The 17385-nt window shown below is 72.9% G+C and carries 13 protein-coding genes; 4 read left to right on the forward strand and 9 right to left on the reverse strand.

Going from position 1 to position 17385, the window contains the following annotated elements; genetic code table 11:
- The first annotated feature begins 386 nt into the window (after positions 1 to 386).
- Positions 387 to 1274: a bis(hydroxyethyl) terephthalate hydrolase gene (bdeA, locus tag IEZ00_RS34785; RefSeq protein WP_209624437.1), complete on the forward strand. Its 888-nt coding sequence runs from the start codon at positions 387 to 389 to the stop codon at positions 1272 to 1274.
- A 135-nt stretch (positions 1275 to 1409) separates the two neighbouring features.
- The gene (locus IEZ00_RS34790) at positions 1410 to 2054 is read left to right on the forward strand and encodes a lytic polysaccharide monooxygenase auxiliary activity family 9 protein (RefSeq protein ID WP_189227605.1); all 645 of its coding nucleotides are present in this window, start codon (positions 1410 to 1412) and stop codon (positions 2052 to 2054) included.
- A 34-nt stretch (positions 2055 to 2088) separates the two neighbouring features.
- On the opposite strand, the gene IEZ00_RS34795 is transcribed toward IEZ00_RS34790, so the two are convergent.
- The 4 genes from IEZ00_RS34795 to IEZ00_RS34810 all read right to left on the reverse strand — a co-directional run bounded on the left by IEZ00_RS34795 (position 2089) and on the right by IEZ00_RS34810 (position 7423).
- Complete coding sequence (locus tag IEZ00_RS34795; protein WP_229796396.1) at positions 2089 to 3033, reverse strand: ROK family protein; 945 nt, start codon at positions 3031 to 3033, stop codon at positions 2089 to 2091.
- A 113-nt stretch (positions 3034 to 3146) separates the two neighbouring features.
- Positions 3147 to 4127: an L-glyceraldehyde 3-phosphate reductase gene (mgrA, locus tag IEZ00_RS34800; protein WP_189227607.1), complete on the reverse strand. Its 981-nt coding sequence runs from the start codon at positions 4125 to 4127 to the stop codon at positions 3147 to 3149.
- An 18-nt stretch (positions 4128 to 4145) separates the two neighbouring features.
- Positions 4146 to 4982 carry a LacI family DNA-binding transcriptional regulator gene (locus IEZ00_RS34805; RefSeq protein WP_189227608.1) on the reverse strand — a complete coding sequence of 279 codons (837 nt, stop codon included), beginning with the start codon at positions 4980 to 4982 and terminating at the stop codon, positions 4146 to 4148.
- A complete protein-coding gene (locus tag IEZ00_RS34810; RefSeq protein ID WP_189227609.1) occupies positions 4979 to 7423 on the reverse strand; it encodes a glycoside hydrolase family 2 protein in 2445 nt (814 codons plus the stop codon). The genes IEZ00_RS34805 and IEZ00_RS34810 overlap by 4 nt, the downstream gene beginning before the upstream one ends.
- 118 nt (positions 7424 to 7541) lie before the next feature.
- Between IEZ00_RS34810 and IEZ00_RS34815 the strand changes: the two genes are divergently transcribed.
- Positions 7542 to 9686: an alpha-galactosidase gene (locus tag IEZ00_RS34815; protein WP_189227610.1), complete on the forward strand. Its 2145-nt coding sequence runs from the start codon at positions 7542 to 7544 to the stop codon at positions 9684 to 9686.
- A 52-nt stretch (positions 9687 to 9738) separates the two neighbouring features.
- Here IEZ00_RS34815 and IEZ00_RS34820 read toward each other — a convergent pair whose 3' ends face one another.
- From IEZ00_RS34820 to IEZ00_RS34840, 5 genes are all read right to left on the reverse strand, one after another.
- Positions 9739 to 10392 (reverse strand): DUF3159 domain-containing protein, encoded by a 654-nt coding sequence (locus IEZ00_RS34820; RefSeq protein ID WP_189227611.1) that lies wholly within the window; start codon positions 10390 to 10392, stop codon positions 9739 to 9741.
- A 152-nt stretch (positions 10393 to 10544) separates the two neighbouring features.
- Positions 10545 to 11426, reverse strand: a complete 882-nt coding sequence (locus IEZ00_RS34825; RefSeq protein ID WP_189227612.1) for an ABC transporter ATP-binding protein — start codon at positions 11424 to 11426, stop codon at positions 10545 to 10547.
- Positions 11423 to 13219: a dipeptide/oligopeptide/nickel ABC transporter permease/ATP-binding protein gene (locus IEZ00_RS34830; protein ID WP_229796397.1), complete on the reverse strand. Its 1797-nt coding sequence runs from the start codon at positions 13217 to 13219 to the stop codon at positions 11423 to 11425. The genes IEZ00_RS34825 and IEZ00_RS34830 overlap by 4 nt, the downstream gene beginning before the upstream one ends.
- Before the next feature lie 10 nt (positions 13220 to 13229).
- Complete coding sequence (locus tag IEZ00_RS34835) at positions 13230 to 14219, reverse strand: ABC transporter permease (RefSeq protein WP_189227613.1); 990 nt, start codon at positions 14217 to 14219, stop codon at positions 13230 to 13232.
- A 16-nt stretch (positions 14220 to 14235) separates the two neighbouring features.
- On the reverse strand, positions 14236 to 15918 hold the full coding sequence (locus tag IEZ00_RS34840) for an ABC transporter substrate-binding protein (protein WP_189227614.1): 1683 nt from the start codon (positions 15916 to 15918) through the stop codon (positions 14236 to 14238).
- Between the two features lie 177 nt (positions 15919 to 16095).
- Here IEZ00_RS34840 and IEZ00_RS34845 point away from each other — a divergent pair, with 177 nt between their 5' ends.
- Complete coding sequence (locus IEZ00_RS34845; protein ID WP_189227615.1) at positions 16096 to 17307, forward strand: ROK family transcriptional regulator; 1212 nt, start codon at positions 16096 to 16098, stop codon at positions 17305 to 17307.
- Positions 17308 to 17385: the final 78 nt, after the last annotated feature.

Raw genomic sequence — 17385 nt, forward strand, 5'->3', positions numbered from 1 at the left:
CGCGAAGGACCCAGGGCGGCGGCGGCGATGGTGCCGCTACGGCGTCAGCCCTGGGGAAGGGAAAGGGGGGACCACCGCTCGTTGCGCACGGCAACGACAGGCCTGGCAGTCATACCCCACCTCCCCTTCGACTCCTCGCGCCGGAAACCTGGGGCGAAGCTAGCACACCAGGCCCGCGGGCGGCGAGAGGTTAAGCGCGGGCGGCGAGAGGTTAAGCGCGGGCCGCCAAGAACGCCATGTGACGCACAGTGCTCAAACCACTACTTGACTCCGGAGTAGGTAGTAGGCAGACTCCGCTGCGCAGCCTTCGGGTCCACAGAGGACTCCCACCGTCGCCGCAGGCGCGTCCGGCACCACCGCCACACGGGAAGAGCCTTGCCATGCAGATGAAAACCCCGTCCACCCACCGCGCTCCGAAGTGGACGCGAGCCGCCGCCGCGCTGGCCGCGACGGTCGCCCTCACCACGGGAGCCGCCACCGCGGAAGCGGCCGAGAACCCGTTCGAGCGCGGGCCCGCGCCGACCACGGCCAGCATCGAGGCCCTCCGAGGCCCGTTCGCCACCGCCCAGACCACCGTGTCGTCCCTGAGCGTGCGCGGTTTCGGCGGCGGCACCATCTACTACCCCACCAGCACCGCCGAGGGCACCTTCGGCGCGGTCGCGATCTCGCCCGGCTACACCGCCTCCCAGTCCAGCATCTCCTGGCTGGGCCCGCGCCTGGCCTCGCAGGGCTTCGTCGTGTTCACCATCGACACCAACTCCCGCTACGACCAGCCCGCCTCGCGCGGCGACCAACTGCTGGCCGCGCTGGACTACCTGACCGGCAGCAGCGCGGTGCGCGACCGCATCGATCCCGACCGGCTGGGCGTGATGGGCCACTCGATGGGCGGGGGCGGCTCGCTGGAGGCGGCCGAGGACCGGCCCAGCCTGCAGGCCGCGATCCCGCTGACGGGGTGGAACACCACCAAGACCTTCTCCACCGTGCGCACCCCGACGCTGATCATCGGCGCCGAGGACGACTCGGTGGCCCCGGTGGCCACCCACTCCGAGCGGTTCTACGAGGGTCTGCCCGCGACCCTGGACAAGGCGTACCTGGAGCTGGCGAACGCGAGCCACTTCGCGCCGAACACCTCCAACACCACGATCGCCAAGTACAGCATCTCCTGGTTGAAGCGGTTCATCGACAACGACACCCGCTACGAGCAGTTCCTGTGCCCCGCGCCGCGCGGCACGGCCATCTCGGAGTACCGCGACACCTGCCCCCACCAGGGCTGATCACACCGGACGCGCGCGATCCACGGCGGATCGCGCGCGTCCCCCTGGTTTCACAGAAAGTAAATCTGTCGCTACAGTGCGTTCCGGGAACGCTCCCAGCCCGGAGTGGCCCACATCCTCGACGAGGAGGAGAACGTGTCACTCACGCGCAGACTCCTGAGCCTGCTGACGGCCGTGGCCGCCACGCTCGGGCTCGTGACCGCGGGCATCGCGGACGCGCACGGCTCGACCACCGACCCGCCGTCCCGCAGCTACGGCTGCTGGCAGCGCTGGGGCAGCGACCACCAGAACCCGGACATGGGTCTGACCGACCCCATGTGCGCACAGGCGTGGAAGGCCGACCCCGACGCCATGTGGATCTGGAGGGGCGTGTACCGCAACGGTCTCGGAGGCGACTTCCGGGGCGCGATCCCCGACGGTCAGCTGTGCAGCGGCGGCAACGCCGCGAACGGGCGCTACCGGTCGCTGGACGCGGTGGGCGACTGGGTGATGGCGGACAAGCCGCGCCGGTTCGACCTGACCATCGACGACCAGGCCAAGCACGGCGCGGACTTCCTGCGGGTCCACATCACCCGCCAGGGCTTCGACGCCGCCACCCGCCCGCTGGGCTGGGGCGACCTCGAACTGGTCACCTCCACCGGCCGCTACGAGCCGAGCGGCGTCTACACCACGCAGGTCGACGCGGGCAGCCGCTCGGGCCGCCACGTGGTCTTCGTGATCTGGCAGGCCAGCCACATGGACCAGGCGTACTTCCTGTGCAGCGACGTGAACTTCCGGTAGTTCCGCGAGGCGCGGCGGGACCACCCGCCGCGCCTCACGCGCTCGTCGTGGCGCGCACCGGAACGGCCCTCAGTGGACTCCCACCGGCCAGCAGCGCCGCCGCCCCCACCAGGCCCGCGTCCGCGCCGAGCTCAGCGGGCCGCAGTTCCACGCGGCGCAGGAAGTCCAGCCCGGCCCAGGTCCGCAGGGTCGCGGTGATGGCCGGTTCCAGCAGGTCCCACGCCTGCGCCACGCCGCCGCCGATCACCACCCGGTCGACCTCGCACAACGCCACGCACACCGTGATCAGGTGCGCCACCGCCGCGCCCGAACGCTGGAACGCGGCCAGCGCCACCTCGTCGCCCGAGCGGGCGTCGGCGGCCAGCGCCGCCGCGTCGGCCCGCGCCGCGTCGGCGGGACGCCAGCCCCGCTCCACGGCCCAGCGCACCATGGACGGCCCGCTGGCGATCGCCTCCGCGCACCCCCTCGCCCCGCACGCGCACTCCGGTCCCGCCGGGTCCAGCACGACGTGGCCGACGTGGCCCGCGTTGCCCAGCGCGCCCAGGTGCGGCTTGCCGTCGAAGACGAAACCGCCGCCCACGCCGGTGGAGACCACCATGCCCAGCAGGCACCCGCTGCCCCGGCCCGCGCCGTGGTGGTGCTCGGCCAGCGCCATGCACACCGCGTCGCCCGCGAGCCGGACCGGCAGCCCGCCCAGCCGCTGGGCCACCCGCGCGACGAGGGGGAAGTCGCGCCAGCCGGGGATGTTCACCGGGCTGACCGTGCCCGCGCGCAGGTCCATCGGGGCGGCGCTGGCGATGCCCGCGCCGCCCACCGGCCTGCCCAGCGCCACCAGCTCGTCGAGCAGCCCCGCCAGCGCCGGCCACACCGCCTCGGCGTCCCCGGCCGGGGTGGGCGTGGCCCGGCGGGCGGTCACCACGCCGTCCGGGTCGACCAGCCCGGCGGCCAGCTTCGTGCCACCGATGTCAATGGCGATCACCTCGGACGTCCGCCGCATGGCGGTAGTTAACCGATTAAGTAACCGCTGGTCAAGCACAGTGCGCCTGGCGCGGAGACGATCAACCGAAGCGCTTCACCAGGTGATCGCGGGGCTCACAGGTGCCGCTCGATCTCGGCCAGCTCCTCGGCGGTGAACTCCAGGTTCGCCGTGGCGGCCACGTTGTCCTCCAGCTGCCGCACCGAACTCGCCCCGACCAGCGCGGAGGTCACGTTGCGCAGCACCCACGCGATCGCCAGCTGCGCCAGCGTCTGCCCGCGCCGCCGGGCGACCTCGTTGAGCGCGCGGACCCTGCCCAGCTTCTCCTCGGTGATGTTCTCCGCGCTGAGGAACGGGCTCGCGCCCGCCGCCCGCGAACCCTCCGGGATGCCGCCGAGGTAGCGGTCGGTCAGCACGCCCTGCGCCAGCGGGGAGAACGCGATGCTGCCCGCGCCCACCTCGGCCAGCACGTCGAGCAGGCCGTCCTCGACCCACCGGTTGAACATCGAGTACGACGGCTGGTGGATCAGCAGCGGCGTGCCCAGCTCGCGCAGCACCCGCGCCGCCTCGCGGGTCTGCTCCGCCGAGTAGTTCGAGATGCCGACGTAGAGCGCCTTGCCGGAGCGCACCGCCGTGTCCAGCGCGCCCATCGACTCCTCGATCGGCGTGTCCGGGTCCGGCCGGTGGTGGTAGAAGACGTCCACGTGGTCCAGGCCCAGCCTGGTCAGCGACTGGTCCAAAGAGGACAGCAGGTGCTTGCGGGAGCCCCACTCCCCGTACGGGCCGTCCCACATGTGGTAGCCCGCCTTGGTGGAGACCAGGATCTCGTCCCGGTGCGGCCGGAAGTCGCGGGCGAAGACCCGGCCGAAGTTCTCCTCCGCCGAACCGGGCGGCGGGCCGTAGTTGTTGGCCAGGTCGAAGTGGGTCACCCCGAGGTCGAAGGCCCGGCGCAGGATGGCCCGCTGCCCCTCCAGCGCCTTGTCGTGGCCGAAGTTGTGCCACAGCCCCAGCGACACCGCGGGCAGCTTGAGCCCGCTGCGGCCCGCTCGGCGGTAGGGCAGCTCGTCGTACCGCGTCGCCGCGGCGAGGTGGGACATGGTTCTCCTCGTGCTCGTTCAGACCGGCGGCGCGGTGCTCCCGCGCGCGACCAGCGTCGCCGACGGCGACCAGCGGTCGGCCACCGGGCCGCCGCCGACCAGCTCCAGCACGGACTCGGCGACGGTCACGCCGAACCGGTGCACGTCCACGCTCATCGTGGTCAGCGCGGGCGAGGCCAGCCTGCACAGGGTCGAGTCGTCCCACGCGACGACGCTGAGCTCGCGCGGCACGGCCACGCCCAGCTCCTTGGCCGCGCCCAGCCCGGCCACCGCCATCACGTCGTTGTCGTACAGGATCGCGGTGGGCGGCTCGCCGCCGCTCAGCAGCGCGGCGGTCAGCTTCGCGCCGGACTCCTCGGAGTAGTCGCCCTCCACCACCACCGGCTCGACCCCGGCGGCGGCGCAGCCCTCCAGCAGCGCCGCGGTGCGCGCCCTGGTGTGCAGCAGCGACTCCGGGCCGCTGACCCGCGCGATGCGCCGGTGGCCCAGCTCCAGCAGGTGCGCCAGCGCCGCGCGGACCGGGCCCGCGTCGTCGGTGCGCACCACCGGGAACGCCCCGGCGGGCTCGCCCACCAGCACCGCGGGCAGCCCCACCTCCCGCAGCACGGCGGGCCTGCGGTCCTCCACCGAGCGGTTGACCAGCACCACCGCGTCCACCAGCCGCCGCGCGCCCCACCGCCGGTAGGCCGCGATCTCGGCGTCCTGGGTGGCCACCACGTGCAGCAGCACCGACAGCTCGCGCTCGGCCAGCCGCTCCTCGATGCCCGCGATGAACTCCATGAAGAACGGCTCGACGCCCAGCAGCCGGGGCGGCCGGGCCAGCACCAGTCCGACCGCCCCGGTGGACGCGGTCACGTCAGCACCGCGCTCAGGCTGTTGGCCGAGCGCAGCACCAGGGGCCCGGCCAGCGCCGACGGGTCGGCCAGCTCGGCGGTGGTGCGCACGGTGAACGAGTGCCGCTCGCCCGGCAGCAGCGACACCAGCACGTCGTCCACCACCGCGTCCGGGGCCACGCGGTCGGCCAGCACCGCCACGTCGCGGGCGAAGGACGTGGCGCGCACGTCGACCCGGTAGCCGCCGGGCACCGCGACCACCTCGGCGGTCAGCGGCGCGGGGTCGTAGGCCAGCTCGCGGTCCTCCCGGAACGGGTGCACGGCGCGCGCGTCCGGCGTGGTCGCCACCAGCACCTCGGCCTCCGGGTCCGTCGGGGTCAGCAGGGCCTCCGCCAGACCGACCTCGGCGACGGAGCGGGCGGGCACCCGGAGCGGCAGTCTAACCTCCACCAGCACCTCACCCGCGAAAGTCAGCCTGCGCACGGACACTTCGGACGCCCACGGCCGGTCGTCGTCGTTCACCGCGACCAGCACGTCCGTCCCGCCGCGCGGCTGCACGGTGAGCAGGCGCGGCGCGAAGGCGTGCCGCAGCGCGTAGTACAGCGGCTTCTCCCGGCCGTCGCCGTCGATCGCCGACCACGACGTGACCGGCCAGCAGTCGTTGAGCTGCCACACCAGCGCGCCCGCCGTGCGCGGCCAGTGCGAGCGGAAGTGCGCCACGCCGAAGGACACCGCGCGGGCCTGGTTGAGCTGGGTGGCCCAGTGCCAGTCCTCGAACGACTCGGGCACCGGCAGGTGCGAGGCCAGGCCGCGATCGAGCTTGCCGTTGCCGTCCTCGGCCTTCTGGTGCAGCAGGAACGCGGGCGAGGTGGGCGTCAGCGGCTCGTCGCGCACCCACCGGGTCAGCGTCGCCCACGTGGGCGGGGCCTGGAAGCCGAACTCGGCGCAGAAGCGCGGCGCGTGGTCGCGGTAGCGGGTGTAGTCGACGCGGTTCCACACCTCCCACTCGTGCCGGGTGCCGTGCGCGTCGTCGTTGGGGTGGACCTCGCCGGGGCTGTAGGGGCTGCCGGGCGCGTACGGGCGGGTGGGGTCCAGCTCGGCCACGATCGCGGGCAGCAGCTCCCGGTAGTAGCCCAGGCCCCAGGTGCGGCCCTGGAGCTGCTCGGGCCAGCCCCAGTCGGCGTAGCCCCACAGGTTCTCGTTGTTGCCGTTCCACAGCGCCAGCGACGGGTGCGCGGTCAGCCGGGCCACGTTCTGCCGGGCCTCGGCCTCGACCTCGGAGCGCAGCGGCTCCTCCTCGGCGTAGGCCGCGCAGGCGAACGGGAAGTCCTGCCACACCAGCACGCCGCGCTCGTCGCAGACGTCGTAGAAGTCGTCGGTCTCGTAGATGCCGCCGCCCCAGACGCGCAGCATGTTCATGTTCGCCGCGACGGCCTGGTCCACCCGCCTGGCCAGGCGCTCGCGGGTGATCCGGGTCAGGAAGTGGTCGTCGGGAATCCAGTTCGCGCCCTTGGCGAAGATCCGCCTGCCGTTGACCACGAAGGTGAACGGGGTGCCGATCCCGTCCGGCTCGGTGTCCACGGTGATGGTGCGGAACCCGACGCGGCGCTGCGCGGAGTCCACCTCCTCCTCGCCCGCCAGCAGCGCCACCCGCAGGTCGTAGAGCGGGTGCTCGCCGTAGCCCGCCGGCCACCACAGCCGCGCCCCCGGCACCAGGACGGTGACCACGGCCCTGTCACCCGAGACGGCGACGCGCTCCCGCCGACCGTCCACAGTGGCTACGATGGACAGATCAGCAGCGGCGACGGCGTCCACGTCCACGTGCACCTCGACCCGGCCGGTCCCGTCGGGGTCCACGGTGACCAGCGGGCGCACCCCGGCCAGCCGCGCGCTGTCCCAGCGCTCCAGCGCGACGGGCTTCCACAGCCCGGCGGTCTGCAGGTCGGGGCCCCAGTCCCAGCCGAAGGAGCAGGCCATCTTGCGCACCGCGTTGAACGGGTGCGGGTAGGCGCGGTCCCGCCAGCCCAGCTCCCGCTCGACCCGCTCGGCGTGGGCCAGCGCGGAGAACAGCGTGACCACCAGCTCGTTGTCGCCGTCGCGCAGCACCTCGCGCACGTCGAAGCGGTAACCGCGGTGCATGTTCGCGGTGCGGCCCAGCAGGGTGCCGTTCAGCTCGATGGCGGCCACCGTGTCGATGCCGTCGAAGACCAGCTCGACGCGCTCGCCGGGCCGGGCGGCCTCGGCGGTGAAGGTGGTGGCCAGGCGCCAGTCCGCGCGGTGCGCCCAGGCCAGCTCGGCCTCGTTGCGGTCGAGGTAGGGGTCGGGGATCAGGCCCGCGCGGAGCAGGTCGAGGTGCGCGCTGCCGGGGACCTCGGCGGGCACCGCGCGGCCCGCGACCGCCTCGGGCACCGGCCCTCCCACCGCGCTCAGCTGCCACCCCTCGTGCACCGTCCGGCGGATCATGCGGTCCCCTCGCTCCCGAGTGGTGGCGCGTTCAGCGATGTGAACTCGCCGTCGGGCGATTCTTACGCCAGCAATTAAAGTAAGTCAACGGAGTTCACCGGCGGAGGGAGAACACCAAGTGGCGGACGTGACGCACCTGCGTGCGGCGGGGGTGAGCCTGGTGCTCGACACGTCGGGGGCAACGCTGCCCCGCGTCCTGCACTGGGGCGCGGACCTGGGCGAAACCGCCGACCCGGACGCCCTGCGGCTGCTGCGCGCTCCTCAACCCATCGGGTTCTCCGTGGACGGACCGGTCCAGGTGGCCGTGCTGCCCGAGCAGTCCGCGGGCTGGCTGGGCACCCCCGGCCTGGTCGGGCACCGCGACGGGGCCGACTTCTCCACCGCCTTCCGCGTGGTGGAGGTCGACGGCACCACCTTCCGCGCGGTGGACGACACCGCCGGGCTGGCGCTGGAGCTGGTGGTGGAGCTGACCGACTCCGGCCTGGTGCGCCAGCGCGCCACCGTGACCAACCGGGGGAGCACCCCCTTCACCGTGGACGCGCTCAACCTGACCCTGCCGGTGCCCGCCGAAGCCGTCGAGCTGCTCGACTTCACCGGCCACCACCTGCGCGAGCGCAGCCCGCAGCGGACCAGGTGGACCCACGGCCTGCGGGTGCGCGAGAACCGCACCGGCCGCACCGGCTACGACTCGGCCTACCTGCTGGCGGCGGGCACCGAGGGGTTCGGCAACCGCACCGGCGAGATCTGGGCGGTGCACACCGCCTGGTCGGGCAACCACCGCACGTTCGCCGAGCGCACCTTCCACGCGGTGTCCCTGCTGGGCTCCGGGGAGCTGCTGCTGCCGGGCGAGGTCCGGCTCGCGCCCGGCCAGTCCTACACCTCGCCGTGGCAGTACGGCTCCCACGGCGTCGGCCTGGACCGGGTGGCCGCGCGCTTCCACGAGTTCCTGCGCGCCCGGCCGCACCACCCGTCCGGACCGCGACCGGTGGTCGTCAACACCTGGGAGGCGGTCTACTTCGACCACGACCTGGACCGGCTCAAGGCGCTGGCCGACGCCGCCGCCGAGGTCGGCGCGGAGCGGTTCGTGCTGGACGACGGCTGGTTCGGCGCGCGCCGCGACGACCGGCGGGCGCTGGGCGACTGGCACGTCTCCGACGAGGTGTGGCCGGACGGGCTGGGCCCGCTGGTCAACCACGTGACCGGCCTGGGCATGGAGTTCGGCCTGTGGGTCGAGCCGGAGATGGTCAACGAGGACTCCGACCTCGCGCGGGCGCACCCGGACTGGATCATGGCCACCGGTGGGCGGCTGCCCCGCCGCGCCCGCCACCAGCAGGTGCTGGACCTGACCAAGGCCTACGACCACATCCTGGCGCGGCTGGACGAGCTGCTGTCGACCTACCCGATCTCCTACCTGAAGTGGGACCACAACCGGGACCTGGTCGAAGCCGGCCACCAGCCGACCGGCCGGGCGGGCGTGCACGAGCAGACCCTGGCGGTGTACCGGCTGCTGGACCAGCTGCGCGCGCGGCACCCCGGCGTGGAGATCGAGTCGTGCTCCTCCGGCGGCGGCCGGGTGGACCTGGAGATCCTCCAGCGCACCGACCGCGTGTGGGTGTCGGACTGCATCGACGCGCTGGAGCGGCAGTCCATCCAGCGGTGGACCAACGCGCTGATCCCGCTGGAGCTGATGGGCACGCACGTCGGCTCCGACGTCTCGCACACCACCGGGCGGCGGCACCCGATCGACTTCCGCGCGGGCACCGCGCTGTTCGGGCACTTCGGCATCGAGTGGGACCTGACCGCCGCCGCGCCCGAGGAGCGGGAACGGCTCAAGCGGTGGGTGGCGCTCTACAAGGAGTTGCGCGGCCTGCTGCACACCGGGGTCGCCGTGCACGGCGACCACCCCGACCCGTCGATCCACGTGCACGGTGTGGTGGCGGCGGACGGCTCGGACGCGGTGTTCGCGATCGTGGCCACCGGGACCTCCGAGTCGTACCCGCCCGGCGCGGTGCGGCTGCCGGGTCTGGACGACGACCGGACCTACCACGTCCGGCCGCTGCCGCCCGGCGACGTGCCCGACGGCAACGCCCACCACTGGGGGGTGCCGCTGCCCTGGTGGACCCCGGAGGGCGTGACGGCCACCGGCCGGGTGCTCGCCGTCGCGGGCGTCCAGGCCCCCGTCCTGCACCCCGACCGCCTGGTCCTCCTCCGCGCCACCCCCGCGCCCGCAAGTACTACCCGCCGGAGCCCGCAGGGCCGGTAACTACTACCCGACGTGCCGGAGCGCGGGGCGGACGCCGTGAGCCGGGTAGTAGTTACCGGCCCGTTCCGAGGGCTCGGGTAGTACTTGCAGGCGTCGGGCGGAGGATGCGCCAGCAGAGGTAGGCGCAGACGCCTGCGGCGGGGGCGCCGCCCAGCAGGGTGGCGGTGACGCCCAGCGGAACCACCCACTCGGCCAGGTACAGCGGCACCAGCACGGCGGTGGCGACGGCGTACTTGGCCAGGAACAGCGCCGTGCACACCTGGTAGCGCCGCAACCGGGGGGCGTCCCGCCGCCAGCCGTGCCGCTCGCCGGGCCCGTGGTCGCGCGCCGCCTCCACCACCACGCCGACCAGCGGCCACCGCACCAGCAGCGACACCAGGAACACCACCCCGGCACCCGCCTGGAGGACCACCGACGGCAGGTAGAAGTCGACCGCCTGCCCGGTGCTCCCGGCCAGCAACGCCGACAGCGCCACGATGACCAGCCCGAACGTCGTCTGCCAGCACTTGCCGCCGGTGAGCACCCGCACCGCCGCGAACAACACCACCGCGCCGACCGCCACCAGCGCGGAGGCCAGCACGTGGTCGGTGAGCAGGTAGGCGACCAGGAACAGCGCGCGGGACACGACCCCCTCGGCGATCGTGCGCCAACCTCCCACCGCGCCGAAGAAGGACAAGGACTTCCGGGTCAGCACGTTGAGGCTCATGTGGCCGCCTTCGCCGCGACAGTCGTGGAGGGCTGTTCCGGCGCATCGCGTCCGCCGTTGGACGTCCCAGCGCTACGTCCTGTTCGTACACGACCACGCCCGCCGCCGCCCGCCGTGACACGGGCGCCCCGCCCGGACGGGTGGCACCGCGATCACCCCGCCGTGCGAACGTCCTCCCACCGGCCGGTGGTGTGGTCGTACGCGGCGGCAGCGCCCGCGCGCTCCACCTCGGCCGGGTCCACGTCCAGCGCGCGGCCCCGCGCGTCGGGGTTCGGCGCGGCGGCGGCCAGCAGCTTGGTGTAGGGGTGCCGGGGGTTGAGGATCACGTCGTCGGCCGGGCCCCGCTCCACCACGCGCCCCTTGTAGAGCACCAGGACGTCGTCGGAGAAGTGGCGCGCGGTGGCGAGGTCGTGGGTGATGTAGAGCACCGCCAGCCCCTCCTCGCGTTGCAGGCGCGCCAACAGGTTCAGCACGCCGAGCCGGATCGACACGTCGAGCATCGACACCGGCTCGTCGGCCACCACCACCTTCGCGCCCGGCGCCAGCGCGCGGGCGATGGCCACCCGCTGGCGCTGCCCGCCGGACAGCTCGTGCGGGCGGCGGTGGACCACGTCGCGGGCGGGCAGGCTCACCCGCTCCAGCAGGCGCAGCACCTGCCGCCAGGTCTCCTCCCGGCCCGCCGCGCGGCCGTGCAGCTTCAGCGGGCGGGCCAGGTGGTGCTCGACGGTGTGGAACGGGTTGAGCGAGGCGAACGGGTCCTGGAACACCATCTGCACGTGGTCGCGGTAGTGCCGGTCGGGCACCCGCGAACCGTCCGGCGCGGTGAGCGCGATGTCGCCGCCGCTGGGCTTCTCCAGCCGGGCGATCATCCGCGCGATGGTGGACTTCCCCGAGCCGGACTCGCCGACCAGCGCCACCGTGCGGCCCGGCACGAGGGTGAACGACACGTCGTCCACCGCGCGCAGCTTCACCCGGCGCAGCCCGACCCGGACGGGGAAGTCCTTGACCAGTCGGCGGGCTTCCAGCGTGGTCATCGGGCACCTCCGGACGGGGCGGGCTCGCCGGAGCGCACGAACGCGCCCCGTTCGCCGGTCAGGCTGGGGAAGGAGTCGAGCAGTCGGCGGGTGTAGGGGTGCCGGGGCTCGCGGTGGACCTGCTCCGCCGGGCCGTGCTCGACGATCTCGCCGTCCTTCATCACCGCGATCCGGTCCGCCAGCTCCAGCAGCAGCGGCAGGTCGTGGGTGATGAAGAGGACCGCGAAGCCGATCTCGTCGCGCAGCCGCATGATCTCCCGCAGGATTCCGCGCTGCACCACCACGTCCAGCGCGGTGGTCGGCTCGTCCATGATCATCACCTGCGGGTCCAGCAGCAGCGCCATCGCGATCACCACCCGCTGCCGCATGCCGCCGGACAGCTCGTGCGGGAAGGAGCCGAGCCTGCGCGGGTCGACGCCGACGAGCCGGAGCACCTCCTCGCACCTGGCCCGACGCGCGGCCCTGCTCATCCCCGGCCGGTGCGTGATGAGCACGTCCTCCAGCTGCGCCCTGACCGTGATCACCGGGTTGAGGGCGTTCATCGCGCCCTGGAACACCACCGACAGCTTGGACCAGCGGAACGCGCGCAGCTCCTCGGGCCGCAGCGCCAGCACGTCCACGTCCTCGCCGTCGCGGTCGTGGAAGGTCACCGAGCCGCCGGTGATCTCGGCGGGCGGGCGGTGCAGCCGGTCGACCGCGTACGCCAACGTCGTCTTGCCGCACCCGGATTCGCCCGCCAGACCGAGGATCTCGCCCCGGCGCAGGGTCAGCGACACGTCCTTGACCGCGTGCACCGGCGTGTCCACCTGGTAGACCACGGAAAGCCGGTCGACCGTCAGCACCACGTCGTCGTCGGTCCGCGCGGCGGGCGCGGGTTCGCGGACGGCCTCCGCCCTGGGGCGGCGCGGGATGTCGCGCAGCCCGGGGTTGATGATCTCGTCGATGCTGAAGTTCACCAGCGCCAGGCCGCAGCCGAACAGCGCGATGACCAGCCCCGGCGGCACGAACCACCACCACGCCTCGCGCTGCAGCGCGAAACCGTTCTGCGCGTAGTAGAGCATCGTGCCCAGCGTCGAGGAGTTCGACGCGCCCAGGCCGAGGAAGGACAGGCCCGCCTCGCTCAGGATGGCGTAGACGACCGAGAACACGAACTGGGAAGCCAGCAGCGGCAGCAGGTTCGGCAGGACCTCCACCGCGATCACCCGCCACGGCTTCTCCCCCGCCACACGCGCCGCCGCCACGTAATCCCTGGTGCGCAAGGACAGCGTCTGCGCCCGCAGCACGCGCGCGGACGCCGCCCAGCCGGTGATCGCCAGCACCACCGCGACGGTCCACGACCCGCGCTGGTCGGCGGGCACGAAAGCGGAGACGACGATCACCAGCGGCAGGCCGGGGATCACCAGCATCACGTTGGAGAACAAGGAGAACGCCTCGTCCACGACCCCGCCGACGTAGCCGCCGACGATGCCGAACAGCGCGGACAGCAGCGTGGCCAGCACACCCACCAGCAGGCCGATGTGCAGCGATCCCCTGGTGGAGTGGGCCAGCTGCGCCAGGACGTCCTGGCCGGTCAGCGTGGTGCCCAGCGGGTGCTCGCCGCCGGGCGGGGTCAGGCCGAGGTCGCGGATGGTGACCGGGTCGCCGACGAACAGCGGCCCCAGCAAGCCGAACAGCGCGATCACCGCGATCAGGCCGAGGCCGACGCCCAGCTTGGGCGACCAGCGCGGCAGCATCGAGCGCCACCCCGCGCGGCCCCTCGGCGGCGCGACGGTGGCGGGGCCGAGATCGGTCACGGTTCCTCCCTCAGCCGCCTGCGCGGGTGCGCGGGTCGATGACTGCGTAGAGCAGGTCCACCACGAGGTTCGCGCCGAGCACGGCGACCGTGATGACCAGGAAGATGCCCTGCATCAGGGCGTAGTCGTTGTTCTGCACCGCCTGCAGCAGCTTGGAGCCGATGCCGGGGTAGGAGAACACCTGCTCGGTGATGATCGACCCGGCCACCACGAAGCCCAGCGAGATGGCGAACCCCGCCACCGACGGCAGCACCGCGTTGCGCGCCGCGTACCGGATCATGACGCGGGAGTCCTTGAGCCCCTTGGCCTTCGCGGTCAGCACGTAGTCCTCGGCGGTGGTGGACACCATCATGTTGCGCATCCCCAGCAGCCACCCGCCGACCGACGAGATCACGATGGTCAACGCGGGCAGCGTTCCGTGGTAGGCGGCGGAGCCGATGAAGTCCGCGTTCCAGCCGGGGTCCAGGACCACGTCGTAGCCGCCCATCAGCGGGAACCAGCCCAGCCCGGAGGCAAGCAGCGCCACCAGGATCAGCGCCAGCCAGAAGTACGGCACGGCCGCCAGCACGGTGGTGGCGGGCACCAGGCCGTCCAGCCAGGTGCCGCGCCGCCAGCCGACGAACGCGCCCAGCACCACGCCGAGCAGGAACGACAGCAGCGTGGCCAGGCCGACCAGCACCAGCGTCCACGGCAGCGAGTCCGCGATGACCTGCGACACCGGCGCCGGGAACGCGCTCACCGACACGCCCAGGTCACCACGCGCCATGTTGCCCAGGTAGGACAGGTACTGCCGGAACAGCGGCTCGCTGGTGTCCGCGCCGAGCAGCAGCTCGTACGCCCGGCGGGCCGCCGGGTCCACCGTCCCGCCGCGCTGCGCGAGCTTGGCCATGAGGACGTCCACCGGGTTGCCCGGCATCAGCCTGGGGACGAAGAAGTTCAGTGTCAGCGCCGCCCACAGGGCGACCAGGTAGAACCCGAACTTGCGGGCGTAGTACCTCATCGACGCGCCGTCCCGGTCACCGGGACGCGGGCTTGAGCTTGAGGTAGATCTCGGAGTGCTCGGGCCGCGACCACACGGCCGGGAACGAGTACAGGTCGTCCTCGGTGGGCCAGCCGGTGAACTTCCTGGCGTTGTACTCGCTGGTGGTGCCCGCCGTCAGCAGCGGGATGTAGGGCATCAGCTCTTCGACGCGGGTCTGCACGGTGTCCAGGTGCGGCTGCCGGGCGGCGGCGTCCTCGAAGGGCACGCCCTTGAGCGCGGTCAGCGCCTGGTCGATGGCCGGGTCGCTGACGCGGGCGAAGTTCGGGTTGGCGATCTCGCCGACCCTGGCGGTGGTGGGGGTGCTGAAGAAGTAGCTGTAGGTGTAGAACGGGTCGGGCGCGGGGCCCTGGTACAGCGCGTCGATCAGCAGCTCGTACTCGCCGCGCCCGCGCGCGTCGGACCACTCGTTCCAGGACAGCTGCTGCGGCGTGACCCTGATGCCGACCGCCTGCAACTGCTGGCCGATGGCCTCGACGGCGGTGATGTAGTCGGTCCAGCCCGCGACGACCTTGACGGTCATGGCCAGCGGCTCGCCGTCCTTGGCGTAGATTCCGTCCGGGCCCTTGGCGTAACCCGCGCCCTCCAGCACCCGCACGGCTTCGGCCTCGTCCGGCTGCATGGGCGCGGTCTTCTCCCGCAGCTGGTCCGACACCTGGTCCCGGTCCCGCTCCGGCAATGCGAATCCGGGCGAGATCGGGCTCGCGGTGTTCTCGAACGCCAGCGCGTTGACCTGCGTGCGGTTGATCGCGTAGTAGATCGCCCTGCGCACGGCCGGATCGGTCTGCGCGCCCTGGCAGCCCAGGGCGGCGTTGGAGCAGGTGAACAGGGCCGCCTGGTTCATCGGGACGGTGATGGCCCGGTAGCCGGGGTAGTTCTTCTCGACGTCGGCGATGTCCGGGACGGGGCCGGTCTGCCAGTCGACCTGGCCCGCCTTGAGCGCGTCCGCGCCCGCCTGGTTGCCCGACAGCGACAGGTAGCGGACCTTCTTCACGGCGGGCTCGCCCGCGTAGTAGCCGGGGTTGCTCTTGAGCGTGAACGCCTGCGGCTTGAACTCGTCCAGCTGGTACGGGCCGGTGCCGACGGGCTTCTCGACCACGTTGGTGGCGGGCGTGGCGAAGTCCTCCCATAAGTGCCGGGGCACCATCCAGATGCGCCCGAGGACCTGCGGAGCCTCCATGTAGGACGGTTCGTCGAACCTGATGGTGACGTGGGTGTCGTCGACCGCGGTGGCCCTGCCCTTGTACCCGGTGTTGTTCATGGCCGGGTTCCCGCTGATCATGTCGAGGGTGAACACGACGTCCCGGGCGGTGAACCGCTCGCCATCGGACCACTTGGCGTCGTCGCGCAGCACCACCGACAGCTCGGTGCCGTCGGCGTTCCACCGGAAGGACTCGCCCAGGCGGGGGCGCGGCTCGGCGTCGCGGACGTTGTTGAAGAAGAACAGCGGCTCGAAGATGGTGCCGGGGCCCTCGACCGTGGTGGGCGAGAACGGGTTGAAGTTGAGCTGCCAGTCCCCCGACTGCCCGGTGTAGACCACCAGCGTGTCGGCGGCGGCGCCGCTGGAGGACGACCCGCCGCACGCGGTGGCGGCCAGGGCGACGGCCGTCGCGCCCGCCGCCGCGAGCCGCACCCGTGAACGCCTTGCCCTCAGGAACATCGTTGATCCTCTCGTGGCTGGTGGCCGCTCGTCGGGGTGGCGAGCCGCGCCGACTCGAGGCAGATTGTTAAGTCAATGAAGAAAGGAAGTCAATAGGTGTGGGACGCGCCCAGGTCGTCGGGCAGTCCCCGGTTGGTAGCCTCCGACCAGCGAACGAACGAAGTGCGGGAGCGAGCAGTGAGCGGACCTGCCAGAGCGACACCGCACGCCAGCAGCAAGGCCACCGTGCTGGACGTCATCCGCGCGGCGGGCACCATCAGCCGCGTCGGCCTGATCAACGCCACCGGGTTCACCGGGGCCACCATCTCCACCCTCGTCCGCAAGCTCATCGACGAGGGCCTGGTCGTGGAGACCGGGCGCGCCGAGTCCACCGGCGGCAAGCGCCGCGTGCTGCTCCAGCTCAACCACACCTCCCGGTACGCCGTCGGCGTGCACCTCGACCACGCGGGCATCACCTACGTGCTGACCAACCTGGGCGGGTCCGTGGTCGCCCGGCTGGCCCGCGCGGGCGCGGGCGCCGAGGACCCGTCGACCGTGGTGGCGCGGATGGCCGCGGAGGTCTCCGCGCTGATCGACGGCGTGGACGTGGAGCGGGATCGGGTGCTGGGCCTGGGCCTGGTCTCGCCCGCGATGCGGCAGTGGGAGGGCTACCCGCTGGACCGGGCGCTGGAGCAGGCCACCGGGCTGCCGGTGGTGCTGGACAACGACGCCACGGCGGCGGCGCTGGGCGAGCACTGGTCCGGCGGCATCGGCGGCACGGCCACCTCCGCCGCCCTGTACATGGGGACCGGCATCGGGGCGGGCCTGGTCATCAACGGCATCACCTACCGGGGCACCAGCGGCAACGCGGGCGAGATCGGGCACGTCTGCGTCGACGCGAACGGGCCGGTGTGCTGGTGCGGCGGGCGCGGGTGCGTCGAGGCGGTCGCCGGGCCCGCCGCCGTGGTGGCCTCGGCCCTGGCGCACCCGGAGCTGCGGCTGGAGTTGAAGGGCGTGTCGGTGGCGTCGGACTTCGCCGCCGTGAGCCGGGCCGCGCGGCGGGGCGAGTCGGCGGCGCTGGAGCTGCTGGAGCGGTCCGCGCGGTACGTGGCCGTCGCGGCGCGCACCCTGGCCAACCTGATGGACCTGGAAGTGCTGGTGCTGACCGGACCCGGCTTCGCCATCGCCGGGGCGGTGTACCTGCCCGTGGTGCGGGAGGAGCTGGAGCGGGCGTTCTTCTCGCGCGCCGCGCACCCGGTGGACGTGCGCCTGTCCCGGTCGGCGTCCACCGCACCCGCCATCGGCGCCGCCGCCCTGGTCCTCCAGTCCGAACTGGTGCCGCTGAACGAGGGCCTGCGCCTGCCCGAGAACCTCGCCGCCGCCGAACCCGCCCCCCTCCCCCTCCCCTGACCCCCTCCCCCGCGAGTCGAACGCTCAGGTACCGCGAGTCGAACGCTCAGGACCCCTGAGTTCGTCGTTCGGGTTGGG

The organism is Saccharothrix coeruleofusca (assembly GCF_014648515.1).
Lineage (GTDB): Bacteria > Actinomycetota > Actinomycetes > Mycobacteriales > Pseudonocardiaceae > Actinosynnema > Actinosynnema coeruleofuscum.